Genomic DNA, 24,503 nt, shown 5'->3' with positions numbered 1-24,503 from the left:
ATGCGGGTATTCGTAGCCGGCGTGAGGGATTCCGCGTGGCGCACAGCACAGATCAGAGACTTTGGAGCCTCAATGCGTGCCGATCGAATAGTTGAACTGCTGGTAGCCGCTATGGCGGCCGGGGTGAGCGGGCTGGCCCTGGCGGCCTCGACGACGTGGCCGGTGGCGGCTGTCGTCGCAGGTGGGCTCGTCGTCGCCGTGTTGTTCGGCGCGTTTGCGTGGGCTCTGGCGCACGGATCGGGGCCGCTGGTGCCGCGCGTGGCGGTCGGGGTGGTGGTCGGCGTGCTGCTCGGGGAGCTGGCCGCCGTCGTGCTCTTCGGCGGGGCCGTGGACGCCCGCCTGGCCCAGCGGCCCACCCCGGCCGTCGAGGCGGCCGCGGCGGCTCTGGCGCAGGCCCGCGCCGACCGGGCCGGGCTGGACGAGGCCGTCGCGCGGGCCGATCAGCGTCGCGATGATGCGCTGGTGGTGGCCCGCTGCGAGGTCAACCCGTCGGCGCAGTGCCCGCAGATCCGCATCACCGGATTGCCGGGCGCCGGGCCGGAGGCCCGGACCGCCAACGATTTCCTCGGCGACGCGCAACGCGAACTCGATGCGGCGGTGGCCGACCGGGACGGCCGGGCCGCCGCGCTGGACGCCGAGGTGCGCACCCGCGAGCAGGCGCTGACCCGGGCTCGGGACGGCGCGCTGAGCGGCGGCCTGGGCACCCGGTGGCAGGCGATGAACGGCTACACCCTCGAGCATCCGGGCTCGCTGGCGCTGCGGCTGCTGGTGCTCGGCTTCTTCGTATTGCTGGCCCTGCTGCCGATGCTGCTGAAGCGCTGGCACGGCGCCACCTCACAGGAGGCGGAGTCGGCCGCCGATACCGCGATAGCGGTGAAGCGGGCCGAGGTGCGCGCACAGGTCGAACAGCTCTGGGCCGAGCAGGAATTGAACAGTGCCCGGATGGCCGTCGCGGCGCAGAACGAGATCGACGCCGAACGGCAACGCCGCCGCGTGGAGGAGGCGCTCGGTCGGCCCGAGCCCGTCGAGGTGATCGCCGAGCCGGCCGCCAAGGAACTGGAACCGCATCGCGGTAACCCGGTGCCGATCATCCCCGACGTGACCAGGGCCGCGGCGCGGTTCATCCGGCCGTTCGTACCACCGGTTGTGGCCGGGGCGGTGGACGGGGTCACGAGGATCGTTTCCCGGCCACTGCGGCAGGTGTTCGAGGAGACCGAGGAGTTCCACTTCACGATGCGGCGTACGCATCGGGTGACGCTGCAGACCGAAGGCGGGGATCAGCCCGAGTCGACGACGGAACGCGAATGGGTGGATGTCTCCGCACCGCGGATCGAGTCGCATCGCGGCGTCGTACTGGACGGATCCGAGGACTTCCGGCAGATCGGCGAGGCGGACGGGCCGCGCCAGTTGCCGCCCGCCTAACTGTCCGTCCATGACATTTTTGCCAATTGTGATGTAACTTCGATCGACAGCTCGACGCCCGAAGGCCTGCACCGAGAGGAAAACCGGTGGACGCGACCCCCTTCGGGCACTATCAGCTCCAGGAGCTGATCGGCCGCGGCGGGATGGGCGAGGTTTACCGGGCCTACGACACCAAGACCGATCGCATCGTCGCGGTGAAGGTGCTGCCACCCCAGCTCGCCCAGGATGCCGTGTTCCAGCAGCGGTTCCGGCGCGAATCGCAGGCCGCCGCCGGGGTCAACGACCCGCATGTGGTGCCGATCCACGGTTACGGCGAGATCGACGGCCGACTGTATCTGGACATGCGGCTCATCGAGGGGCGCACGCTCGGGGCGATGCTGTCGGACACCGGCAAACCGCTGGATCCCGCCTTCGCGGTGCAGATCATCGAGCAGGTGGCTTCCGCGCTGGACGCCGCCCATGAACTCGGCCTGATCCACCGCGACGTCAAACCGTCGAACATCTTGCTGACGAAACAGAATTTCGCGTACCTGATCGACTTCGGGTTGGCCCGCACCGCAGGCGAATCCGGTATGACGACGGCGGGCAGCACGCTGGGCACGCTGGCCTATATGGCCCCGGAACGCTTCGACGGCGGGTTCGCCGACGCGCGTGCCGACACCTACGCGCTGACCTGTGTGCTCTACGAATGCCTCACCGGGGCACGGCCCTATCCCGCCGACAGCCTGGAGCAACAGATCGCCGGGCACATGGTCTCACCCGCCCCGAAACCGTCGGAATCCAATGCGCGCCTTGCCGCTTTCGACGAGGTCATCGAGAAGGGCATGGCCAAGAAGCCGGCCAAGCGGTACCAGACCGGCGCCGAGTTGGCGGCCGCGGCGCGGCGCGCGTTGACGGCGCCGGTGCGGGCCACCGGCTCGGGACGGCACACCGCGGCGCGGTCGGCGGTCCGGCGCACCGAAGGTAACCGCCGTCTGCCGCAACGGGCGCTACTCGTGGCCGGGGTGCTGGTGGTGGTCGGCGCCGGTGCGGTCGCGGCGTGGAACTGGTGGGATACGCGGTCGACGCAGGACTGGCCAGACGGGGCGGTGCCGGCCATCGCGGCCGCCGTGCCCGCCGACATCCGTGAATCGGGCAAGCTGGTCGTCGGGGTCAATGTTCCCTACGCGCCCAACGAGTTCACCAACTCCGACGGCGAGATCGTCGGCTTCGACGTCGACCTGATGGATGCCATCAGCCGCACCATGGGCCTGACCCCGGAGTACCGCGAGAAGGAATTCGACGACATCCTGCCCGCGGTGCGGGACGGTTCACTCGACGTCGGCATGTCGTCGGTCACCGACACCCTGGACCGGCAGAAGGTGGTCGACTTCGTCACCTATTTCGAGGCAGGCACGCTGTGGGCGCAGCGCAAGGACTCCTCGGTCGATCCGACGGCCGCATGCGGTCTGCGGGTGGGTGTGGCGTACAGCGTGATTCAGGACACCGTGGAGATCCCGGCCAAGAGTGACCAGTGTGTGGCGGCCGGCCTGCCCCCGATCGAGAAGGTGGTCTTCAGTCGGCAGGACGATGTGACCGCCGCCCTGATCGCCGGGGACATCGACGCCATGTCCGCGGATTCGCCGGTCACCGGGTTCGCGATCAAACTGTCGGGTGGGGCGCTGGTGCCGGCGGGCACGGTGTCCGACTCGGCCCCCTACGGTTGGCCGGTGGCCAAGGGGGCGAAATTGGCCGAGCCGCTGCTGCGCGCGCTGGAGCATCTGATCCAGACGGGGGAGTACAAGACCATCGCGACCATGTGGGGCGTGGAGCGCGGGATGCTCGCCGACCCGAAGATCAACGGGGCCGCACGCTAGCTGACGTGGACCCCGGCTGGATCAACGCTTCTTGGAGTGCAGGACGTCCTCGGTCGTGGCATGGCGGGACGAGTCGGCGCGCTTGGCGGCCCGCTTCTCTTTCAAGGACTTACCGGATTTCTTGGTCATGCTCTGACGGGGAGACTTGTCGGCCATGGTGGCCCCTTCGGCGAGGGGGCCTGTAGTGGTCCCTGTACTTCGACCATACACGTTGACACCTCCCTGGTCGCAGCGTTGACTGGAGGCGCAGCCGAGTGAGTTTAATTGCGAAATCGCGAATTTCACGCCCGGCCGGCAGAGAGATGATCATGGCGACACACAACATCGGTGCCCGAGTCATCGGCAACCACGCCGACATGGGCCCGCAGAAACCGAAGAACGATCGGGTCGACGAACCCGCCGAGAACGGGCGGGTCACGCTGCTCGACATCGTTCGTGCCGGAAATCGCCGCCGCGCGGCCCGGCTGGATGAGGATTGCGCCGAGTCGCGGTGGAGCTCCGAGGGCGGCGCAGGGCCCAGAATCTGATCTCTCAGTCGGTGCGTAGCCGAACCATCCGAGTGGTCGAGCTTTCGTCCAGTTCGACGATATCGGCGCGGGAGCGCAGAAAATCACTGAAAGATTTGAAACCCAACGACTTTTCGCTGAACGACGGATCCATTCGCTTCATCTGTGCCTTTACCGCCGAGTTGTGCAACCAGTCCACGTCGTCCTTCTCCAAGCCGATTCGCAGGGCGCGAGTCAGCAGTGCCGTGGCGGCGGGTTGCGGGTCCGGCTCCGACTCCGTTTCCGAATCCGATTCTGAATCCGATTCGTTTGGCTCCACCTTCTTGGAGCGCCGGGTGGTCTTCTTCGGCTCGGGGACAGATTCGGGTTCGAACACCGGCACGCCCGGCAGGGCGTCGTAGATGACGAAGTCGTCGCACGCGGCGGCCAGCGCGCGGCTCGATGAGCCCGCCACCCCGATGCCCACCACGTAACGGCCGAGCCGTTTACAGCGCTGGGCCAGCGGGATGTAGTCCGAGTCACCGGCCACGATCACCACATGGGTCAGATCGGGCAGCCGGAACATGTCCTCGACCGTGTCGACGGCCAGCCGGATGTCGGCACCGTTCTTGCCGTAGGCGGCCGCGGGGAACAGTTGCACCAGGTCGACCGCTCGGCCCACGAGTTGCCGGCGGTACCCGGCATTCACCTCGGCCGACCAATCGGCGTAGGCCCGGGTGAGGACGAGCGTCCCGAACGAGGACGCGAAGTCCAGGATGGCGCCGACATCGACGGTCGCGCGGTCCAGGCGCGCGGTCTCCAAACCCTTGGCTTTGTCGCGTTGAAAGGAATTGCGCCCGTTGACCTGGTCGTATCGCGAGATGACAATGTTGTCGAAGTCGAGATAAACCGCGACCCGGGCGGTGGCGCTGTCAGTCATGCCCCCAGTCTTGCTCATCGACCGGGCCGTGTGGCGCGGACGGTCCGCTGAGCCTAGGCTGGGCGGTACGTACTTTCTCAGGTGGCCCGCACGCGCCGCCGATCGAACCATCGGAAAACAGAATGGCAGTCAGCGATATCGCGGTGTACGCGAAGTTGTCCGAAGCCGACATCCAGGCGTTCGGCGCTGAACTGGACCTCATCCGCAGCGATATCGAGGAATCCCTCGGCGCGCGGGACGCGTCCTACATCCAGCGGGTGATCGCCTTTCAGCGGACGCTGGATGTGGCGGCCCGACTGCTGATCGCCACAAGCCGGGCCAGGGCCGGATGGCTTGTCGGTACCTTCTCCCTGGCGTACGCGAAATCCATTGAGAACATGGAGATCGGGCACAACGTCAGCCATGGCCAATGGGACTGGATGAACGATCCGGAAATCCACTCCAGCACCTGGGAATGGGACATGGTGGGGCCATCGGCGCACTGGCGGTACTCGCACAACTACCGCCATCACGTGTTCAGCAATGTGCTCGGTGTGGACGACGACCTGGGGTTCGGGGTACTGCGGGTGACCCGCGATCAGCCGTGGAAGCGTGAGTACCTGCTGCAGCCGCTGCGGAACGTGCTGTTGGCCGTGCTTTTCGAGTGGGGGATCGCACGGCACGGATTTCATTCCGAACAGCAACGGGCCACCACCGAGGAACAGAAGCGCGCGGTGAGTCGGGACATGCTGGGCAAGATCCGTCGCCAGGTCGTCAAGGATTACGTGCTGCTGCCGGCGCTGAGCCTGCGCAGCTGGCGCAGGACGTTGGCCGCCAACGCCGCCGCCAACCTTCTGCGCAACCTGTGGGCCTACGTGGTCATCTTCTGCGGGCATTTCCCCGACGGCGTGCAGCAGTTCACCCCCGAATCCCTGCGCGGCGAGACGAAGGCGCATTGGTATCTGCGCCAGATGCTGGGTGCGGCCAACTTCAAGGCCGGTCGTTTACTGGCGCTTTCGAGCGGGCACCTCTGTTATCAGATCGAACATCACCTGTTCCCCGACCTGCCGAGCAACCGTTACGCGCAGATCAGCCTGCGGGTGCGCGAATTGTGCGAGAAGTACGGCATCCACTACATCACCGGGTCGCTGCCCAGGCAGTACTTGCAGACCATGAGAACCGACTTTCGGCTCGCGTTACCCGACGGTGGTTGGGCGGCTGTTGCCGTGTGACCCCCGGGTCACACCTTGAAGGGGTGAATCCCTTTGAGGGCGTTGATTTGACGCTACACCGGATCGGGTGTGGCGCGTCGACTACGCTCAGGGCCTGACCTTTGAAGGCGGAACTCCCTGTGAAGGATGATACGACGACGGAGGCGGCCGATCTGCAAGCCGGTCTGGGCCGGCTCGCCGGACTGGTCGCCGACAGTCTCGGACTACCTGAGGTGTTGGCCGAGGTGGCCGGCTCCGCCGTCCGCGCGATACCCGGCTCCGACGGCGCCGGGGTGGCGCTGATGCGTGGTTCCCCGCACGATCGGACGGTGGCGGCACTGGCCGCGAGCGAGCACTTCGTCACCGAAGTCGACGAACTCCAGTACGTGACCTTGCATGAGGGGCCGGGTCTCACCGCCGCAGAACAACGCCGCTGCGTGTGGTCGGGGTCGTTGGGCGGTGACCGGTCGTGGCCGCGGTTCGGCCCGCGGGTGGGCCGGATGGGCGTGCACAGCGCGTTGGCCCTGCCGCTGACCGTGGCAGACCAGGTGGCCGGCGTGATCACCGTGTATGCCTACGGCAAGGACAGATTCGGTGGGCATGCCGCCGAGATCGGAGAACTTTTCGCAAAGCCCGCGGCGGTCGCGGTTCACAATGCCCGCATCCTCGCCGATGCGTTGACTTTGACCGATCAGTTGCGGGCGGCACTGTCGACGCGGCCGGTGATCGACCAGGCGATCGGGATCATCCGGTCGCGCACGGGCCGCAGTGCCCCCGAGGCGTTCGCCCAGTTGCGGACCGTGAGTCAGGCCGAACAACGCAAACTCGCCGAGGTCGCCGAACGCGTCGTCGACGAGGCGGTCCGCAGGGCCCGCCTTCGCCAACGCTGACCAGGTGAATGCGGGTCAGGGGGTGTAACGTGGAGGAAGTTGGGACCCCAGCCGGTCCGGGATGAGTCAGCTGTCCGCCGTTGAACTCGCCGAGCGACCGCTCGCGCCGGACATTCAGTTGGCATCCGTCTGTTTGGACCACCGTTGACAACTGCTCCTATCGCTTCGAATTTTCGCGTTCCGCACGCCGCCTCATGGGAGCGCCCGCGCGCACGCATTCCTTCCATCGGCCTGCTCAGTACCTACCCGCCGACGCCGTGCGGCCTGGCAAATTTCAGCGCGGCCCTTGTCGACGGCCTGTCCGCCAACGGCTCCCAGGTCAACGTGGTGCGGGTGGCAGACGGGGCGCCCAGCTGCAGCGCTCGCGTCGTCGGCGAGTTGATCAACGGCTCACCCGCGTCCGTCGCCCGGTGCGCGGATCTGCTCAACCGTAGCGACGTCGCGATCATTCAGCACGAGTTCGGTATCTACGGTGGCGCCGACGGCGACGAAGTGATCGATATCCTTGGCATGCTTGTGATTCCGTCGATCGTGGTGCTGCACACAGTGCCCAGGGAACCGACCTCACATCAGCGTTCGGTGCTTGAGTCCGTGATGAGGATGGCCGGTGACGTGGTCGTGATGTCCGAGGCGGCCGGAGCGCTGCTGCGTACCCAGTTCGGCGCCGAACACCGGGTCTCCATGATCCCGCACGGTTCGACGGCCCCGACCGAGGCGCCCGGCAAACGCGCCGGGAGGCCGACACTGCTGACCTGGGGACTGCTCGGCCCGGGCAAGGGCGTCGAGCGGGTGATCGATTCGATGAAATCCCTGCAGGACCTCCCGGGTAACCCGCGCTACCTGATCGCCGGGCGCACACACCCGAAGGTGCTGGCAGCCGAAGGCGAGGCCTACCGGGACGCACGCACCGAGCAGGCGAAGCGGGTAGGGGTCGCGCGGTCGGTGTCCTTTGATGCCACCTATCGCAGCACTGCGTCGCTGTCGGCCTTGGCGCAGGCCTCCGCGTTGGTGGTGCTGCCCTACGATTCCACCGAACAGGTCACCTCCGGGGTGTTGGTCGATGCGATCGCCAGCGGTCGGCCCGTCGTTGCCACTGCCTTCCCGCATGCGGTCGAACTGCTGGGATCCGGCGCGGGACTCGTTGTCCCCCATGATGACCAGGAGGCCATGACATCGGCACTGCGGTCGGTGCTGAACGAGCCGCGGATGGCCGGGGCCATGGCCGCGGAGGCGCGACGCATGGCGCCCGCCATGGCCTGGCCGGTGATAGCCCGTTCCTATCAGGCTGTGGCACAACTACTCATGGCGAAACAAGCGGGACTCTCGTGGCGCCGCTGACGGTGCGGTTCGACCATCTGCTGCGCATCTCTGATCAGCGTGGCACGTTCGAACATGCACTCGGTGCCGAACCCCGGCGCGAACACGGCTATTGCACCGACGATATGGCCAGGGTGCTCGTGGTGACCAGTCGTCAGCTCGAGCCCCACCCGACCGTGCAGGCGCTCGAGCGGGTGGCTGTGCGGTTTCTCGATGAGGCGCAGGCGTATTCCGGGGGCTGCCGTAACAGGATGGACGTCAGCGGGCGGTGGACCGACTCGTACGCTCTGGAGGACTGCTGGGGCAGGTGTCTGTGGGGCCTGGGCACGGCGGCCGCGCACAGTGATATCGGGCTGATCCGCAGGCTGTCGGTGGTGCAGTTCGAGCGGGCCGCACATGCGCGTTCACGCTGGCCGCGCGCGTTGGCCTTCGCTGCGGTGGGTGCCGCCGAGCTGCTCAGCGTGGATCCCGGCAACAAGGCTGCCCGTTCGCTGCTCGACGACTACGTCGCGGGCCTCGCCGGACCGACCGGCGATCCGGCCTGGCCGTGGCCGGAGGGACGGCTCACCTATGCCAATGCGGTATTCCCCGAGGCGATGATCGCGGCCGGCGCTGCGCTCGACGACCCTACGCTGTGCCAGCGCGGGCTCGAGCTGCTCGGCTGGCTGATCGAGCAGGAGACGGCGGCAGGTCATCTGTCTCCGACGCCGGTCGGCGGTTGGTCGGCCGGCGAGCCCAGGCCGGCCTTCGATCAGCAACCGATCGAGGTGGCCGGCCTCGCCGATGCGAGCGCCCGTGCGGCGGGCGTCGATCCGGGCGCGATCTGGCCGGACACCGTGCGCGCCGCCGCGGCCTGGTTCCAGGGCACCAACGACGTCGGCGTGCTGATGTGGGATCCGGACAGCGGCGCCGGTTTCGATGGGCTGACGCGCGACGGGGTGAACACCAACCGGGGTGCGGAGTCGACGCTCGCGCTGCTGTCCACCTTCCAGCAGGAGCAGCGTTTCGCCGGTGTTCCGCAATGACCCGGACCTGGGACGAGCTGGTCACCCGGAGTCCGCAACGACTTGAGGCGGACCGCTCCCGGGTCCTCACCCAGCTGTTCGTCCCCGGCCAGGAAGGATTCGAGGACCGCGAGTCACGGTCGGGGGCGGTGCTGAGACGGATCCTCGCACTCGACGAGAACGAGGTGGCGACGGCGCTCGATGATGTCATCGCACGTTTCGCCGGGCGCCACAGAAATCTCGATGTCACGTTCGGCCGGCATGCCCGGGTGCTCGCCGACCGGCTCGATCCCGGTCGCGAACTGTCCCAAGCGCGGATTTTGTTGCTGGGTGCAACCTTCACCAACGAGGTCGCCAGCGAGGGAGCGGCGCTGTGCAATCCGAGTATGGTCGCCCATCCCGATCAGGGCGGTGTCGCGGCGGGCAGCCTGCGTTTCGTGATGAGTGTCCGCGGGATCGGTGAGGGCCACCGGTCGTCGATCGGGTTCCGTACCGGAACCGTCGACGAGGCCGGTCGGGTACACGTCGAGGATGCGGTGCCGTTCGCTACGGCGGGTTCGGTCACGCCGGCCCTGCTCGACGCGGCGGCGTTTCGCAGCGAGCTCGTCGGCGGCGACGATGCCGAGGAAGCAGCCGGTTTCGTGTTCGGGGCACTCGGGGAATCGTTCACCCGGTCTGATCTGGACGAGCAGTTGAACCGGCTGCACGATCATCGCGCCACCCGGGGACACGCACCGGACACCATCGCAAAGATCCGAGCGCTCGCAGATCGTAGCTATGCTCTCGAATTCCCTTCGAATACAGCGCTTTCTGAACGTGTGCTGTGGCCGGCCACGGCGGCCGAATCGATCGGAATGGAGGACGCGCGGTTCGTACGCTTCGTCGAGGACGACGGTATGGTCATCTACCACGCCACCTACACCGCTTACAGCGGATCGCGGATCAGCCAGCAATTGTTGACCACCACCGATTTTCGATCTTTCACGTCGGTACCCATGGTCGGCCCGGCGGCCGCGAACAAGGGGATGGCACTGTTCCCGCGCCGCATCGGTGGACGATACGCCGGGATGTCCCGGTCGGACCGCGAGTCCAACATGGTCGCCTACACCGATGATCTGTCGGTGTGGGATACGACAGCGCCCTGTCAGCATTCGGTGCAGGCCTGGGAGGCGCTGCAGCTGGGCAACTGCGGACCGCCGATCGAAACCGAGGAGGGCTGGCTGGTGCTCACCCACGGTGTGGGCCCGATGCGCACCTACCGGATCGGGGCGATCCTGCTCGACCTGGACGATCCGACCCGGATGATCGGCCGGCTGGCCGAGCCGCTGTTGAGTCCGGCCCCCGACGAGCAGGACGGCTATGTCCCCAACGTCGTCTACTCGTGTGGGGGATTGGTGCACGCCGACACCCTGGTGCTGCCGTACGGCATCGGCGACGCGGCGATCGGCATCGCCACCGTGCCCCTGCCGATGCTGCTCTCCGCACTGCGTCGTTGACCTGACAACTTCGACTAGTTCCTCTAACCAACCCAGTTGACGGGCGGTGGTATGGCGAGCTAACAAAATTTTCGTTCCACACCGGCCATTCCGGGCCGTGTGCTGGGCAAATGCGCGTAAGTAACCGACGCAAAAACGATGCCCGATTGAGTGTGATTCACCGCACGTCGTGCGCTACATTGTGACGGCAGTCATACGAAAGGGTTCGACATGAGCGGTGTAATCCTCGCCATTGTGATGGTCTTGCTGGGCGCCGGCTCCATCGCCGCCGTCGTCGCCGCCGCCGTGTTGGGGTACGGCACGATCGCCCTGGCCATCGGCATCATCTCCAGCGCCGCCTTCGCCGCGAAGACGGTCTGACCCGACCTTCGTCAGGGCCGCTGCCGCAGTCGCGGCCCCAGCCCCGTTGCGCGCACCGCCTGACGCTCGATCGCCGCGCGCACCTCGGTCTCTGAACCCACCACCCGCACCCGGCTCTTCGCCCGGGTGACCGCGGTGTAGAACAGCTCCCTGGTCAGCAACCGGGAATCCTCCGGGGGCAGCAGAACGGTCACCTCGTCGGCCTGGCTGCCCTGGGATTTGTGGATCGTCATCGCGTGCATGGTCTCCACCTCGACGAGGCGGCCAGGCGTGAACGAGAGGCCGCCGATCGCGACCCGCAGACCGTCCGGCGCGGCCACCGTCACCCCGGTGTCCCCGTTGTACAGCTTGAGTCCATAGTCGTTGGCGGTCACCAGGATCGGGCGGCCGGCGTACCACGTCGACCACAGCGGTTCACCGGTCGCTTCGGTCAGCCAGCGCTCCACCTGACGATTCCAGTGCGTCACCCCGAACGGCCCGCGCCGGTGCGCACACAACAACCGGTGTTCCTCCAGCGTCGCCGCCGCGGTGGCGACATCGCCGAGGACGCACGCCTCCCGCAACCGAAGTGCCTGCGGCAGCAGCACATCCCGCAGTGGCGCTACCGAGGACGACCACTCGATGTGCTCGTCGCCGGCCCGGAGCACCTCCAGCGCGGCGTCGGCGTCCCCGGCCCGCACCGCGGCGGCGAGCTCGCCGATCGCCGCGCCGAAGCGATGCGAGGTCGTCAACGACGCCACCCGGTCGGCGCCCAGCCCGTCCACCAGATCCGCCAGCACCGCGCCCGCCTCCACCGAGGCCAGCTGATCGGGGTCGCCCACCAGCAGCAGCCGGGTCTGCGGACGTACCGCCTCCAGCAGTCGGGCCATCATGGTCAGCGACACCATCGAGGTCTCGTCGACGACGATCACATCGTGCGGCAACCGGTTACCGCGATGGTGCCGGAACCGCGACGAGGTGTCCGGACGCGCTCCGAGCAGCCGGTGCAGCGTGGTGGCCTGCAGCCCGGCCAGTCGGGCCCGGTCCTGCGGGTCGAGCTCGTCGACCTGCAGTTGCACGGCCTCCTGCAACCGGGCCGCCGCCTTACCGGTCGGCGCGGCCAGCGCGATCCGCGGTGACGGCCGGCCCGCGAGTGCGGCCTGTTCGGCCAACAACGCCAGCAGCCGCGCCACGGTCGTGGTCTTACCGGTGCCCGGGCCGCCGGTCAGCACGGTAAGTCCCTGGGAAAGAGCCACTTTGGCGGCGGCACGCTGTTCGGCGAACTGGTCGGGAAACAACCGCAACACGTCGGGGGCGTCCCCGGCCGGGACGGTCCCCACCAGCGCCAGCACATCGGCGCACACCTGCTGCTCCTCCAGCCAGTACCGGTCCAGGTACAGCAGATCACCGAAGAGCCGCAACACCGGCGGCGTCGCGGCCAGTGGGCTCGCCGCCACCGCCGCCAGCCAGGAATCGGGCTCCAGCCCGACAGACGGTGCCGCCTCGCGCAGATCCACACACACCGATCCGCCGCGCAGCGCCCGTACCACCAGACGCACGGCCAGCGCCACGTCCTCGGAGCTCTCCCCGGCCAAGGCGGTCAACCGCTGCGCCACCTGGATGTCGGCGGGTTCGAAGTCGATGTCGATGGTCATGAATGCCCCAACAGGTCGGCGACGGCGATCACCAGCGCGGCCGGCGGCTGCCAGCTGAACACTCCGGCCGGATGCCCGTCCTGCACCGGGGTGGACGCACCGCACATGCCCCGCACGAACAGGTACAGCACTCCACCGAGGTGGCGGTCCGGGTGGTAGCCGGGCAGCCGCCAGGACAGATACCGATGCAGCACCACGCTGTACAACAGCGCCTGCAGCGGATAGTCCGAGTGCAGCATGGCCTCGGCCATCCGTTCACGGCCGTAATCGGCGGCGGTCAGTGGCGTATCGGCGACGCCCAGCCAGTTCGTCTTGTAATCCACGACAACATATTTCGCGACGGAACCGTCCCTGATGCGCAGCACCGCGTCCACCGACCCGGACAGATACCCGCGCAGGGGTTGGCGGCCCAGCGCGCCGGCCGACAGCCGCGCCGCGTAGGAGGCCATCGGATCGTCGGCGCTCAGGTGTTCGGCGAGCAGTGCGCCGACATCGGCCAACCTGGGGAACCCGTCGGCCGCGCTGTCCCCGCCGGCCATCGGGAACTCGAAGTCCAGCTCCCGCAACCGGTCCGCCAACCCGATCTGACGCAGCGTCACTCCGGGCGCCAACGGGCCCAGATCGGTGTCGTGCATCGGTATCAGGGCGGCCGCCAGCTCCGCCGGTTCGACGGTGACGGGCCAGCGTTCGGCATGCCGGCGCACCTCGGCCTCCAGTTCGGCGGCCAGATCACCGGCCAGCGGATCGGCGGTCTCCAGCACCGCATGCACCAGCGAGCCGAACGCCGCACCGGTCGGCAGGTCCGCCATCGGAGACGGCACATCCATGCCGGAAGCCGGTGCCACCAGCGGGATGTCGGCGACCTCGTCGTCGAGTTCGCCGACCTCGGGTTCGCTGGATACCGGGGCCTCCTCGGCGGCGCGCAGCAGACCCGAGTAGGAGGTGCGCCGCCACGAGGTGTCGATGGCACGGTGGAAGTGGCGCACCGCCAGACCGGTGGGCGCCGGGCCGGGCGGGGGCGGGATGATCGGTTCGACCGCCGATTCCTCCAGCACCGGGCCGCCCGCCTCCTCCCAGGCCCGCAGCCGGGCCATCGCGTCGACGTCGGAGACCTTGGCGGGGCTGCACACCGCGGGCACCTCCGCCTCGCCCGGGGCGCGGCCCCGCAGCAGCCGGGACAACCCGCCGTTGGGTTCATCCCAGGACGGCGCCCACCAGGCCACCACCTGCGAGCAGGCCCGCGTCAGCGCCACATAGGTGAGCCGCGAGTCGTTGGCGGCGGCCTCGGCCTTCCCGGTGCGCAGCACGATCGGATCCGGCTCGCCGACGTGCAGGCAGCGTGCGCCGTTGTCGTGATACAGCACCGGATTCGGGTCCGGTGAGTAGCGGTTGAAGGCGAACGGCAGGTACACGATCGGGTACTGCAGACCCTTGGACACCCACACCGTCATGATCTGTACCGCGGCGGCGTCGCTGTCCAGGCGCCGGTTGCGTTCGGCGGACCCGGAATCCTCGGTCGTCTGGGTGCGCAGCCAGTCCCGCAGTGCGGGCAACCCGAAACCCTGCCGGTGCGCGGTGTCCTGCAGCAACTGGGTGACGTGTGCCAGGTCGGTCATCAACCGTTCCCCGCCCTGCCAGGACAGCACCGCCTTGCCCATCCCGGCCAGCTGGGCAGCCTCGAACACCGCGGCCACCCCGCGTTCGCGGGCATGCCCGGCCCAGCTGCGTAGCTCCTCGGCAACCCGGTCGGTCAGTGAGTCACCGCCGGCGGCAAGGGATTCCGCGGTCTCCCGGAAGAACATGGTCGACGCCGCGGCGCGGACCAGGCCGGGGCGGTGCGGCTGCTCGAACGCCTCCAGCAGACACAGCCAGTCCTGCGCGGCGGCCGAGGCGAACACGTTGGAATCCCCGGTGTACACCGCGGGGATACCGGCCTCGGCGAGTGCGGCGTCGCAGGCCCGGGCGTCCTTGTGGGTCTCCACGATGACGGCGATATCGCGGGCCTGCAGCGGCCGACCGGCGAAGGTGGCGCCGCTGGTCAGCAGCGCGCCGATGTCGGCGGCCAGGTCGCGGCCGATGTGTTCGCGCAACCGGTCGATGCCGATGGTGCGGGTGCTCTTGGTGCCGCGGGTCACCACCCGCAGCCGGAACGGGTCGTTGCGCGGTGCCCCGGCCAGCCGGTGTCCCTGGTGATGGGCTTTGACGTCGTGCACGACGATGCCCGGCCCGCCCAGTTGCGCGCCGCCCAGCACCACCTGCAACCGGTCCACCAGCGCGGCATCACTGCGCCAGTTGATGCCCAGAGTCTGCTTGTCCCCGGCGGTTTCGGCAGCCCGCAGGTAGGTGTCGATGTCCCCGCCGCGGAACGCGTAGATGGCCTGCTTCGGGTCGCCGATCAGGATCAGCGTCGACGCGCCCGCGAACGCCCGCTCGATCACCTGCCACTGCACCGGGTCGGTGTCCTGGAACTCGTCGACCATGACCACCGGCCAGCGCTGCGGCATCCGCACCCGCGCCGCCGAATTCGGGTCGGCCAGCGCGTCGGCCAGCCGGGTCAGCAGATCGTCGTAGCCCAGGATCCCGCGGCGACGCTTCCGGATCTCCAGTTCGTCGAGGACACTGCGCGCGAAACTCAGGCACTCCGCGGTGAGCGATTCCGGGTCGGCCTCGGTCGGGCGCAGTTCGGTGGCCGGATTGCGCACCACCTGGGCGGCCAGTTTCTGCGCGTCCCGGTAGGTCAGTTGGGGACTGTCGGACTCGTTGCCGAACCGGGCCAGATACAGGTCGTCGACGATCTCGGACACCAATTCGTCGAGACTCTCCACCAGGGTGACACCGCTGTCGCTGTCCCCGGCGACGCCGAGCGATTTCAGCACGATGTGGCAGAACTGATGGGTGGTCGCGATGGTGGCGGCGTCGAATCCGGCCAGCGCGTCGCGCAGCCGCTGCTGCCGGGCGTCGTGGTCCTCGGCGATCAGGTGACGCAGCAGATCGTTGTCGGCCGCGGACGGATCCGCGAAAGCGGCCAGCGCGCCGACGATCTGGCCGCGCACCCGCTCGCGCAGTTCCTGGCTGGCGGCCCGGCCGAACGTGATGAGCAGCATCTCGTCGAGCGTGGCCCGGCCCTCGGCCACCATCCTGGTGACCAGACCGGCCAGTGCGAACGTCTTGCCGGTGCCGGCGCTGGCCTCCAGCACCGTCGTCGACGCGGGAGCGGGCAGCGGACCGGTCAGGTCGAAGGTGCGTACCTCGGAACTCACAGGACTCACGGCGCCACCCCCTCGGCGTGCAGCAGCGGCACCCACAGCCGCTGCGCGTACTCGTCGAGGCCGACCAGTTCACCCAGGTCCGGGTCGCGGCCCCATACCCGGGCGATGGCGGGATCGTCGCGTTCGTTGCGCCAGCGGTAGGTCGCCGCCTGTGCGGGGTCATCGCCGACGTAGCGGGCGCCGGCCCAGGCATACGAGGTCTTGATCGGCAGCGGTAACGGGCGGCGGCGGCCCTCGTCGTACATGTAGACCAGATCCCGCAGCAGGCCGGTCGCGTCATTGGGGCCGTCCAGGTTCTGGGTGCGCGGCGCGGTGCCGCGCGGCGGTCGCCCGATACACACCGCCGAGAACCGCTGGCCGCGCGCAGCGGTCAACGCCAGCAACGGAATCCAGGATGCCAGCAGATGCTGGCCACCGAGCTTGGAATAGGTGACGGTGACCAGGCGGTCGGTGAACACCGAATTCACCGTGCCGGTCAGCCGTCGACCTGCCCCGAGGTCGATGTCCACGTCGAATGCCTGCCCGTCGCCGCGGCGGTATTGCAGCGCCTCGGCGGCCAGCTGCGCAGCCTGGTCCCGCAGTGCGACCACCCGGCGCCAGCCGAGCTTGCCCGGCGGCAGGGTTCCGCGCCGCCACTCGGCCTGCTGGGCGTCCTGGGGGGTCATGCCGCGCATGATGTCGCCGAGCATCCGGTCGCCGACCGTCCACTCGGCGAGCGCGTCGATCTCCACGGGCATCACATCGGACACGCCATCCACATCCCAGGGCAGGGTGTAGTCCAGCGCGCGGAAGAAGCCCTTCACCGGGTTCTTGAAGAAGGCGATCAGGTCGGCCAGTGACACATCGGCCGGCGGCGGTGCGGGTAGTGGGCCGGAAACGAACACCGGTTGCGGGGCGCGTTGCCCGGCCATCGAGCGGGCCGTATCCAGCACGGTGGGGTCGAAGGTGAACGGTGCGTCCGGGATCAGCGCGCCCGGTTGCACGTTGGCAACGTCGAAGGGCTGCAACGGGTGCCGGGTCACCAGGTCGCCGACACCGGCTGCGGTGGCGGTCAGGGTGTCGAGCAGTTCGGCGATCGGCACCGCCGGGGGTCGGGGCTGGCCGGTGTACTCGTTGGCGCCGGTGTAGGTGATGACCAGTGTCTGGGTGGTGGCGCCGATGGCGTCGAGCAACAGCTGGCGGTCCTCGGAGCGGATGTCCCGCTCGCCGGTCATCGGGTCGCGGGCCAGCGCGTCGTCACCGTCGACTGCGCCGAGCCGGGGGAACACCCCGTCGTCCAGTCCGACCAGGCACACCACCCGGTGCGGCACCGAGCGCATCGGCACCATGGTGCACACCGTCAGGGTGCCGGTGCGGAAGTTCGCGCGGGTCGGCCTGCCGGCCAGGTGCCGATCCAGCAGTGCCCGAATATCGCTGAGCCGCAACAGCACCGAGGGGTCCGCGCGGGCGGCGATGTCGGCGAACTCGCGCTGCGCCTGGGCGGCAGGCCATTCCTCGTCGTCGAAGGCCAGCGCCTCGATACCTTCGGCCAGCGCCTGCAGCCAGTCGGCCAGCGGCCGGGTGCCGCTCAGCGCGTGGATGGTGTCGGTGAGTTTCTGCACGAAGTCGGCGAAGCGCCCGGCCAGTTCCACCCGGTTGCTGCTGACGTCGTCGAGCGGCAGGGTGGTGCCCAGCCAGGCTCGCGAGTCGTCGGACATGGCAACCCCGGCGAGCACCCGGTCGACACCGAATCGCCAGGTGTTGTGCAGGAATTCGACACCGTAGGGGGTGCGGTGCGGCTGGTCCAGCCCCCAGCGGATGTTGGCCTCGCGCACCCAGGCGGTGACGGCGTCCATATCGTCGTCGGTGAAGCCGAACCGCGCCCGCACCGGCGCGGCCGCGGCCAGGTTGAGCACCTCGCTGGCGCCGGCCCGGCCGCCGGCCAACGCCAGTAGTTGCGCAGCCACCGAAAGCAGCGGATTCGTCTGGACCAGCGCCCGGTCGGCCAGCCGCACCCGCAGTCGGTGCGCCGGGTGCGCGTTGCGCACCACCTCGCCGAGGCCGAAGCCGGCGGTGATCAGCGGTGCATAGGTCTCGATGTCCGGGCACATCACCAGGATGTCGCGCGGCTCCAGGGTGGGGTCGTCGGCAAGCAGGCCGAGCAGCACCTCGCGCAGCACATCGATCTGGCGGGCCGGGCCGTGACAGGCGTGCACCTGTACCGAGCGGTCGGCCGGGTGGTGGGTGCGGCCCTCCTGCCGGATGGCGTCGGCGGCGATGTCGGACTGCAACCAGCCCAGCAGTGTGTCGGGATGGCTTGCCGCGGGCAGGAATTCGTCGGTTGCGGGTGCGGGCAGCCCGCGTTGCAGTTCCCGCAGGTCGCGGCCCAGGGTGGCCAGCAGGGGGTGCCCGACGGCGCGGTGGCTGGTGTCCTCGCGGCGCGGGACGGGGTGCTGGGTGTCCTGAAGGGCCTGCCAGAGCGGCTGGCTGGGGTGCGGGAGCCAGAGGTGCAGATCGTGGTGGGTGGCCAGGGCGCCGAGCAGTTCGATCTCGGTGGATGGCAGCCGGGTGTGCCCGAACAGCGACAACCGTTCGGGTAGATCGCTGGGGGAGTCCCGAAGCCGGGCAAGGGTTTCCGCGTGTCGGATGTGCGGTGCCGGGGACGCGATGCGCTGCACCAGTCGGTCCCACAGCGGGCGCTGCCAGGCCAGGTCGGCGGGCAGATCGTCCCAGTCGACGAGGAGCTGCGGGCGCTGGCGGGCGTAGGAGGCGAACAGTCCGGCCAGCCGGCGGGCGACGGCGTAGCGGCGGCCCTGGCGCAGTTCGCGTTCCTCGCCGGCGGCGAAGTGGCCGAGGTGGTTGGCCAGGGTGGCACACCAGGGCTCGTCGAGGCTCTCGTCGATGACGGTCAGCAGCTGCCACACCATGGCGTCGGCGGCCCACGGGTCGGTGTCCGCCGTACCGGTGAGCTCGGCGATCAGCGAGTGCGGGTTGCGGAACGCGACGTTCGCGCACACCCCGAGCCGGTTGGACAGCCGCTGACTGAGCCAGCGTTCGACACCCTTGGCGGGTACCAGCACCAGTTCGGTGGCGAACGGATCGGCCAACGGCTGCGCGAGCAGCGCGCCCAGACCGTCGGCGAGCTGATCCGTCCGCTCCGCGCGGTGCAGGTGCAGGGCCATCGGCGTCAGCGTAGTGCGCGGGTCCGACAGGAGTGCGCGCTCACCGCCGTGGCTCTCCGGAGAGGGTATGCGCGAGCCCACCTCGGAGCGACAAACGAGCGACAATCGGGCTTGTCGGACGGTTCTGCCACCGTGTGCGCATGGAAGCCGGGGAACCTCCGCTGCGGGTGCGCGGCATCGAACTTCGATACCTGCTCACCTGGCTGTTGTGTCAGGACGGCCCCTGCGGTGTCGGGGAGCTGATCGACCGGTTGGCGATGTACGGGTTCGACGTCGAAGGCCGCCCGTCGAAGACGGTGTCCGATGCGCTCCGGTGGGAGATCCGGCGCGGACGGCTCATGCGCCCGTACCGGGACTGGTACATGCTCGGGGACATCCCGCGCGCCACCGAGGATCGCATCCACAAACGGGTGCTGCGGCTGCGGATCCAGGCGGGCACCCTGTCGGCGGAACGGGCCGCGCTCTACGACTTCTGAGCTGTCGCTCGATTGTCGCTCCGAGGTGGGCACGGGCAACCCCACCCCGGACAGAGCCGGGGCGGGGTGCGAAACCCTCAGGCCTTCCCGAATTCGGCTGCCAGCCCGTCGATCCCGGCCTGGATCGCCGCGATCGCGGATTCGCGGGCCTTCAGCTTGCTCGCCACGTGCGCATTGAGGTGCAGGGTGGCGGCGTACTCCGCGGCGACCTCCTGCGCTCGGGCCAGTACCGCGTCGCGCTCCACGATCTCGTCCAGCCAGCCCGCCGCGATCGCCTCATCCCCGGCGTACACAGCGGCCACCGACACCGCCCGGGAGTAGGCCGGGGGCGTCAGGCGCATCCGCATGATCTCCAGCGCCGCCACCGGCAGCGTCATCCCGATCGCCACCTCATTGGCCTGGCAGCGCGAGCGCTGAGACCCCACCCGGTGGTCACCGCTGAGCATCAGGAAGGAGCCCATCGCGATTGCGGGCCCCGTTGCGGCCATCACGACCGGCACCGGGAACGTCAACAGCCGGATCGCCAGTTCGAAACCGCCGGAGAGCATCCCGTGCCCGGCCGCCACATCGCCGGAGGCGAACACGCTGAGCTCGAACCCGGCACTGAACACCCGTTCGTTGCCGGCCAGCACCACGGCCTTCACCGTGCCTGCGGTGATATCTGTTTCGGCCTGATCCAGGGCCGTGGCGATGGCGGCCTGCATCGCGGGGGACAGCGCGTTGACCTTGCCGTCGTCGAGGGTGACGGTCGCAACGGCGTCGTGCACAGCGTAGGTGGCAGTCATACCGCCGGACACTACTTAGCTCGGTGCTTGATTCCGATGGCGGGGCTGGAGTGATGTCGACCGCTCGGCGCCTCCTGACCGATCCATGGGAAGTCCAGCTCGGTGGTCTCGTCGGACTGGCTTGTCCGCCAACGGTCCTGGGTCTCGCGCACGGCCCGGTTCATCCGGTCGATCTCGGCCCGGAACACCTCGGGCCGAGTCTCCTTGGAGGCGTAGTGGAAATAGGTCAGGACGCTGCGCAGCAGTTCCAGTTTCTGTTTCTCGCGTTTGGCCAGATCGTGGGTCGTCATCAACTCCAGTCGCTGCACCGGTTGCAGCGTCGCCCAGTCCAGCACCACCGACGACTCGTAGGTCTGGCGGTCCGCGGACCGGCGGCCGCCACCCGGGTGGTCCGCGTACCGCAGGGTGCCCTCGAACCGGGACCCGATCTGCCCGCCGAACTGCTCCCGGCTGATCGCCGAGTCCCAGACCGTTCGCCACTCTTGGCCGGGTGCCAGCTGCCTCAGTTCGCTGGGTAACCGTAGTTCGGCCACCTCGGGCAGGCCGTCGGCGGGCCCGTCCTCGTACCGGCCGACGGTCAGCGGCGCGTCGAACTCGACGCGGATGTCGTGCGCCGCGGACTTGCCGAAGTTCCGCACCACCAGCTCGATGACGTGCCAGTCCGATGGGTGCGGCTCCATGAACATCTCCACGTGGGGCCGCAGTTCATCGCGCTTGAGCTGGCGATTCTTTTTCAGCGCCCGGGCGGTGAACAGCAAGGCGCCCAATCCGAGCGCCAGCCCGGCCCAGGCCGCCACCGTCAGCCATCCGGTCGAGTCGAGGCCGCTCAGATCGGCCCACCGATCGCTAAACCATTCCACCGCGTCCCCACCTGTTCGTCCGGTTGCGCTTCGGACACTAGCGGTTCGCTGGGGCGTTGGTAACCCGGGGAGCGGAGTTTAGCTGGCTGCGGCCAGGGTGTGCGGCCGCAGCGGGGCGACCGGTTCGGTGGTCAGCAGCCGCTCACCGCGGTCCAGCCAGTCCTGATCTGCCCACTCGACACGGGCCGGCAGCCGCCGCCAGTACGCCGGGTGCGCCCGTAGGTGCATCTGGACGCTGGCGTGCACGACCGCGTCATCGGGCACCCGGCGCAACCCCAGATTCAACGCCGAACTCTCGGCCTCGACGTGCGCCGACGGTGTCCGGTGCACGCGGAGTCCGGCCTGTGTGGCGCCGTCGAGCATCCAGTCCAGCGTCAGCGCGCTGGACACGATGTCGCGGTGCGATCCCCGGAACCACACCTCTTCGACACCCTCGACGTGCTGCGGGGGCCGGGCGGCATCGATGGCCAGGGCGTGCCGCCCCGCGACCACGTCGACCGGTGCCGCGGTGCCGCGGATGCGGACGGTGTCCCAGAGGCCGAGGAACCGCACCGGCAGGATGATGTCGTCGCGTTCGGCCAGCCCGGCGGCGACCTCGGTGACGTGGCGCCATTCCTGGGCGGTCCGCGCGGTGCGCGGCAGCGCGTAGGTGGACAGCATGTAGCTGCGCAGTTCGCCGTCGAGTACGCCGATGGTGCCGAGCAGCCGGGTGAGGGCCTGCGCGCAGGCCGCGCCGCTGCCGGCCCCGAACACGAAGACGTCATCGCCGGGTTGCCAGTGGTCGACGAGGTGGGTGTAGGCCGCCGCCACGGCGGCGCGGGCGTCCTCGGGGCGGCGGTTGGTGTACTGCCGCCAGCCGACCTGGCCGGCCTGGTCGATCAGCCGGAAGAGGGCTGTGGCATTGCTTTCACCAGAGTGGTCGAAACACAGCACGATGTTCTTCACAGCGACCCCCGGTGGTGCAATTTCAAAAGAACCTAGCGAACAATTCTGCCAACCTGCCCTGGTGCTGACCAAGGCGTAATCTCGCTGATTCCCCACAAGACTTCAACGAAATTGAGCGTCAGAATGCTAGCTCGCTGCGGAATCGGTTGTCTGTCCGTCAACTGACGTACACGTCAACCGCCCGCGGGCAAAACCGGGTCAGGAAAGTGGGATGACGCCGCCCGCGCTGGCGAGATCTCCGTGCACCTCGATGGACTCCGGGGCGGTGCCCGCGGGTACGTCGAACGCGATGGCGACATCGGCCGGTTGGCCCGGATAGAGCACGGCGGAGATGCCGCCGAGGTAGAAGGTGCTCTCGGTTTCGGGGTTGTAGGTCTGTCCACCGGCGGTCAGTATTTGCTGGTCGGCGAGGAACGTGGCGGGGAGTTCGCCGTTGTTCAGCAGGGTCAGTCGCACCACGACGAACTCGCCTGCGGCCGACTTGGTGAGCATCTCGTTCTCCACCGCCGCCACCGTCGGAGTGACCTCGAAACCTTTGCCGGTGATGGTCACCTCGCCGTCGACGACCTGAGGTCCGCCCCCGGTCGGGGCCTCTGCGGGGGCCTGGGATTGGTCGGCGGATTCCGTTGCGGGGCCCGTCGCCCCAGCGACCTCGGACGTCTCGTCCGCCCCGGTGGCCTCAGACGTGTCGGAGTCGGAGCCCCTGGACGTGAGCACCCAGATGAGCACGCCCACCAGCACGACCACCAGGGCACCGATGCCGATCAGATAGGCCTTGGCCCGCCCGCCCCCGGATTCGCCAGGCGTCTGCTCGGGTACCGGGACGGCGGCGGAGGGTTGGTCCACCAGCGGCGCGACGGGCTCCGGCGGCACCGCCGCGGCGGCAGGCTCACCCGGATAGGCGTACGGCTGCTCGACCGCCGCGGTGGGTTCCGACGGCGCTGCGGGCTCGGGGACCACCACCGGTTCGGCGGGCTCGGAGTCTGGCGACTCGGGGGCAGAAATTTCGGCGGGCTCCTCGGGCTCGATGGCCTCGGGTTCCTCGTCCGACGGTTCGGCCTTGCCGGCTTCCTCCCACGAGGGCATTTCCATGTCCTCGTCCGGCCACGGCGGCAATTCCGCAGGCCAGGCCGATGTTTCTTCGGTGGACTCCGGGGCGTCGGGGCGTTGTGCGGTCCACTCCGTGCCGTCCCAATAACGTTGACCACCGGATCCGTCGGGATCCGGGTACCAGCCGGCCGTGGTCGGCGGTGTCGTCATGCGGGGTTTCCTCCCTATGCGCGCCACCGGGGCGCTCTGACCTCGAAGAATAGTCCAGGCGTAGGTACGCCGCGAGAGTATGGCCCGCTCAGCCGCCCATCAGCATGCGCCACTGATCCAGATTGCTGGCGCGGTAGACGTAGTTGGAGCGCTTGACATCCGAGAGCGGCGCACTCGGCTCCGCCGAATACCAGTGACCTGGGAACACCGTGGGATCGCCGGACAGCTTCGAGAGCGCCTGCAGGCTGTGGAACATGTCGTCGACGTTGCCGCCGGGGAAGTCGGTGCGTCCGCAACCTTCCAGGAACAGCGTGTCCCCGGCGACCAGTCGGCCGTCGAGGAGGAAGCACTGGCTGCCCGGGGTGTGCCCGGGGGTGTGCAGCAACTCGATCTCGATGTCACCGACGTTGACCTTGTCGCCGTGCTGGTGCGCGCTGAGTTCACTCATCGCGATTCCGGTGACGCGCGAAACCCATTCGGCCTCATGTGCATTCACGTGCACCGGCACGCTGACACGTTCCAGCAACTCGGCCACCCCGGCCAGCGTGAAGCCCATCATGGTGCCGCCGACGTGGTCGGGGTGGTGGTGGCTGACCAGCACGCCGGACAGTCGCATGCCGTCGGCTTCCAGCGCGTCGACGAGCTCGCCGGCCGCATACGCGGGGTCCACGAGCACCGCGTCGCCGGTCTCCCGGTCACCGATCAGATAGGCGAAGTTACGCATCTGCTGAGCTATCGGGTCGCTGGCCGCGAAGTCACGGCCGGACAGCAACTGACGGAAATACAGGCGATCTTCTCCGGAAGCCATGGCGACACTCTATTGGGCGGCCCCGGTTCACCCATAACCGCAGTTATCCGCGGCGCACCCCGCAGACCGCGGAGCTGGGCAGCCGGCCGGCACGCGAATGTCCGGCAAATCGGTCCCCGTCGAGGTGCACGTCGAACTCCAGATGCAGCCGCATCGGCTTGGTGATGGACTGCCGCCAGGTCACGTGCTCGCCGTCGACCACGATGTCGGACAGCGTCACCGTTTCGTGCTTGCCCGCGGCGCTTCCGCGCAGTGCCCCGTCGTGTTCGGTGAAGGTGTAGCGGACCTCCAGCGACCCGATCGGGGTCTTGATCCGGACGTCCCAGTCCCCGGTGATGGTCATGT

General features: G+C 68.7%; 21 protein-coding genes. 10 read left to right on the top strand and 11 right to left on the bottom strand.

Annotated features, from left to right (window positions below; translation table 11 throughout):
• Positions 1-111: 111 nt before the first annotated feature.
• Both V4U86_RS23630 and V4U86_RS23625 read left to right on the top strand, forming a co-directional pair.
• On the top strand, positions 112-1,422 hold the full coding sequence (locus V4U86_RS23630) for a DUF4407 domain-containing protein (protein ID WP_395308293.1): 1,311 nt from the start codon (positions 112-114) through the stop codon (positions 1,420-1,422).
• 86 nt (positions 1,423-1,508) lie between these two features.
• Entirely contained in the window at positions 1,509-3,278 is a 1,770-nt protein-coding gene (locus tag V4U86_RS23625) for a bifunctional serine/threonine-protein kinase/transporter substrate-binding domain-containing protein (protein WP_395308292.1), read from the top strand.
• 21 nt (positions 3,279-3,299) lie between these two features.
• Here the strand turns inward: V4U86_RS23625 and V4U86_RS23620 are convergent, their stop codons facing one another.
• Entirely contained in the window at positions 3,300-3,434 is a 135-nt protein-coding gene (locus tag V4U86_RS23620; RefSeq protein ID WP_395308291.1) for a hypothetical protein, read from the bottom strand.
• Between the two features lie 152 nt (positions 3,435-3,586).
• Between V4U86_RS23620 and V4U86_RS23615 the strand changes: the two genes are divergently transcribed.
• Positions 3,587-3,805 carry a hypothetical protein gene (locus tag V4U86_RS23615; RefSeq protein WP_395308290.1) on the top strand — a complete coding sequence of 73 codons (219 nt, stop codon included), beginning with the start codon at positions 3,587-3,589 and terminating at the stop codon, positions 3,803-3,805.
• 4 nt (positions 3,806-3,809) lie between these two features.
• Here V4U86_RS23615 and V4U86_RS23610 read toward each other — a convergent pair whose 3' ends face one another.
• Entirely contained in the window at positions 3,810-4,703 is an 894-nt protein-coding gene (locus tag V4U86_RS23610) for an NYN domain-containing protein (protein WP_395308289.1), read from the bottom strand.
• A gap of 122 nt (positions 4,704-4,825) precedes the next feature.
• Here V4U86_RS23610 and V4U86_RS23605 point away from each other — a divergent pair, with 122 nt between their 5' ends.
• The 6 genes from V4U86_RS23605 to V4U86_RS23580 all read left to right on the top strand — a co-directional run bounded on the left by V4U86_RS23605 (position 4,826) and on the right by V4U86_RS23580 (position 10,960).
• On the top strand, positions 4,826-5,914 hold the full coding sequence (locus tag V4U86_RS23605) for a fatty acid desaturase family protein (RefSeq protein ID WP_395308288.1): 1,089 nt from the start codon (positions 4,826-4,828) through the stop codon (positions 5,912-5,914).
• A 119-nt stretch (positions 5,915-6,033) separates the two neighbouring features.
• Positions 6,034-6,783, top strand: coding sequence for a GAF and ANTAR domain-containing protein (locus tag V4U86_RS23600; RefSeq protein ID WP_395308287.1), 750 nt, complete (start codon positions 6,034-6,036; stop codon positions 6,781-6,783).
• Between the two features lie 216 nt (positions 6,784-6,999).
• On the top strand, positions 7,000-8,121 hold the full coding sequence (locus V4U86_RS23595) for a glycosyltransferase (RefSeq protein WP_395312183.1): 1,122 nt from the start codon (positions 7,000-7,002) through the stop codon (positions 8,119-8,121).
• Entirely contained in the window at positions 8,109-9,125 is a 1,017-nt protein-coding gene (locus V4U86_RS23590) for a glycosyltransferase (protein WP_395308286.1), read from the top strand. The genes V4U86_RS23595 and V4U86_RS23590 overlap by 13 nt, the downstream gene beginning before the upstream one ends.
• On the top strand, positions 9,122-10,600 hold the full coding sequence (locus V4U86_RS23585) for a glycoside hydrolase family 130 protein (RefSeq protein WP_395308285.1): 1,479 nt from the start codon (positions 9,122-9,124) through the stop codon (positions 10,598-10,600). Before V4U86_RS23590 ends, V4U86_RS23585 begins: the two co-directional genes overlap by 4 nt.
• Before the next feature lie 210 nt (positions 10,601-10,810).
• Positions 10,811-10,960: a hypothetical protein gene (locus V4U86_RS23580; protein ID WP_395308284.1), complete on the top strand. Its 150-nt coding sequence runs from the start codon at positions 10,811-10,813 to the stop codon at positions 10,958-10,960.
• Positions 10,961-10,971: 11 nt separating this feature from the next.
• On the opposite strand, the gene recD is transcribed toward V4U86_RS23580, so the two are convergent.
• Genes recD through recC form a run of 3 tightly spaced genes read right to left on the bottom strand, consistent with a single transcriptional unit; the run spans position 10,972 to position 19,024 of the window.
• Positions 10,972-12,594, bottom strand: a complete 1,623-nt coding sequence (recD, locus tag V4U86_RS23575) for an exodeoxyribonuclease V subunit alpha (protein ID WP_395308283.1) — start codon at positions 12,592-12,594, stop codon at positions 10,972-10,974.
• Positions 12,591-15,854: an exodeoxyribonuclease V subunit beta gene (recB, locus tag V4U86_RS23570; protein ID WP_395312182.1), complete on the bottom strand. Its 3,264-nt coding sequence runs from the start codon at positions 15,852-15,854 to the stop codon at positions 12,591-12,593. Before recB ends, recD begins: the two co-directional genes overlap by 4 nt.
• 5 nt (positions 15,855-15,859) lie before the next feature.
• The gene (recC, locus tag V4U86_RS23565) at positions 15,860-19,024 is read right to left on the bottom strand and encodes an exodeoxyribonuclease V subunit gamma (RefSeq protein WP_395308282.1); all 3,165 of its coding nucleotides are present in this window, start codon (positions 19,022-19,024) and stop codon (positions 15,860-15,862) included.
• 140 nt (positions 19,025-19,164) lie between these two features.
• On the opposite strand from recC, the gene V4U86_RS23560 reads away from it, so the two are divergent.
• A complete protein-coding gene (locus V4U86_RS23560) occupies positions 19,165-19,500 on the top strand; it encodes a hypothetical protein (protein ID WP_395308281.1) in 336 nt (111 codons plus the stop codon).
• Between the two features lie 77 nt (positions 19,501-19,577).
• Here V4U86_RS23560 and V4U86_RS23555 read toward each other — a convergent pair whose 3' ends face one another.
• The 6 genes from V4U86_RS23555 to V4U86_RS23530 all read right to left on the bottom strand — a co-directional run bounded on the left by V4U86_RS23555 (position 19,578) and on the right by V4U86_RS23530 (position 24,501).
• Positions 19,578-20,285, bottom strand: a complete 708-nt coding sequence (locus tag V4U86_RS23555; protein ID WP_395308280.1) for a crotonase/enoyl-CoA hydratase family protein — start codon at positions 20,283-20,285, stop codon at positions 19,578-19,580.
• A gap of 11 nt (positions 20,286-20,296) precedes the next feature.
• On the bottom strand, positions 20,297-21,145 hold the full coding sequence (locus V4U86_RS23550; RefSeq protein WP_395308279.1) for a hypothetical protein: 849 nt from the start codon (positions 21,143-21,145) through the stop codon (positions 20,297-20,299).
• Positions 21,146-21,223: 78 nt separating this feature from the next.
• Positions 21,224-22,090 carry a phospholipase effector Tle1 domain-containing protein gene (locus V4U86_RS23545; protein WP_395308278.1) on the bottom strand — a complete coding sequence of 289 codons (867 nt, stop codon included), beginning with the start codon at positions 22,088-22,090 and terminating at the stop codon, positions 21,224-21,226.
• A gap of 198 nt (positions 22,091-22,288) precedes the next feature.
• Positions 22,289-23,350: a DUF4352 domain-containing protein gene (locus V4U86_RS23540; RefSeq protein ID WP_395308277.1), complete on the bottom strand. Its 1,062-nt coding sequence runs from the start codon at positions 23,348-23,350 to the stop codon at positions 22,289-22,291.
• 88 nt (positions 23,351-23,438) lie between these two features.
• Positions 23,439-24,158 (bottom strand): MBL fold metallo-hydrolase, encoded by a 720-nt coding sequence (locus V4U86_RS23535; protein ID WP_395308276.1) that lies wholly within the window; start codon positions 24,156-24,158, stop codon positions 23,439-23,441.
• Between the two features lie 43 nt (positions 24,159-24,201).
• Positions 24,202-24,501: a hypothetical protein gene (locus tag V4U86_RS23530; protein WP_395308275.1), complete on the bottom strand. Its 300-nt coding sequence runs from the start codon at positions 24,499-24,501 to the stop codon at positions 24,202-24,204.
• Between the last annotated feature and the right edge of the window lie 2 nt (positions 24,502-24,503).

Source organism: Mycobacterium sp. AMU20-3851 (assembly GCF_043974665.1).
In the GTDB taxonomy this organism is placed as follows: Bacteria; Actinomycetota; Actinomycetes; order Mycobacteriales; family Mycobacteriaceae; genus Mycobacterium.
This window is presented reverse-complemented; position numbering and strand designations above follow the sequence as displayed.

Excerpts from the sequence above, each read along its gene's own strand:
- V4U86_RS23630 (WP_395308293.1), top strand. The coding sequence starts at position 112 with ATGGCGGCCGGGGTGAGCGGGCTGGCCCTGGCGGCCTCGACGACGTGG.
- V4U86_RS23620 (WP_395308291.1), bottom strand. The coding sequence starts at position 3,434 with ATGGCCGACAAGTCTCCCCGTCAGAGCATGACCAAGAAATCCGGTAAG.
- V4U86_RS23615 (WP_395308290.1), top strand. The coding sequence starts at position 3,587 with ATGGCGACACACAACATCGGTGCCCGAGTCATCGGCAACCACGCCGAC.
- V4U86_RS23610 (WP_395308289.1), bottom strand. The coding sequence starts at position 4,703 with ATGACTGACAGCGCCACCGCCCGGGTCGCGGTTTATCTCGACTTCGAC.
- V4U86_RS23605 (WP_395308288.1), top strand. The coding sequence starts at position 4,826 with ATGGCAGTCAGCGATATCGCGGTGTACGCGAAGTTGTCCGAAGCCGAC.
- V4U86_RS23585 (WP_395308285.1), top strand. The coding sequence starts at position 9,122 with ATGACCCGGACCTGGGACGAGCTGGTCACCCGGAGTCCGCAACGACTT.
- V4U86_RS23580 (WP_395308284.1), top strand. The coding sequence starts at position 10,811 with ATGAGCGGTGTAATCCTCGCCATTGTGATGGTCTTGCTGGGCGCCGGC.
- recD (WP_395308283.1), bottom strand. The coding sequence starts at position 12,594 with ATGACCATCGACATCGACTTCGAACCCGCCGACATCCAGGTGGCGCAG.
- recC (WP_395308282.1), bottom strand. The coding sequence starts at position 19,024 with ATGGCCCTGCACCTGCACCGCGCGGAGCGGACGGATCAGCTCGCCGAC.
- V4U86_RS23560 (WP_395308281.1), top strand. The coding sequence starts at position 19,165 with ATGGAAGCCGGGGAACCTCCGCTGCGGGTGCGCGGCATCGAACTTCGA.
- V4U86_RS23555 (WP_395308280.1), bottom strand. The coding sequence starts at position 20,285 with ATGACTGCCACCTACGCTGTGCACGACGCCGTTGCGACCGTCACCCTC.
- V4U86_RS23540 (WP_395308277.1), bottom strand. The coding sequence starts at position 23,350 with ATGACGACACCGCCGACCACGGCCGGCTGGTACCCGGATCCCGACGGA.
- V4U86_RS23535 (WP_395308276.1), bottom strand. The coding sequence starts at position 24,158 with ATGGCTTCCGGAGAAGATCGCCTGTATTTCCGTCAGTTGCTGTCCGGC.
- V4U86_RS23530 (WP_395308275.1), bottom strand. The coding sequence starts at position 24,501 with ATGACCATCACCGGGGACTGGGACGTCCGGATCAAGACCCCGATCGGG.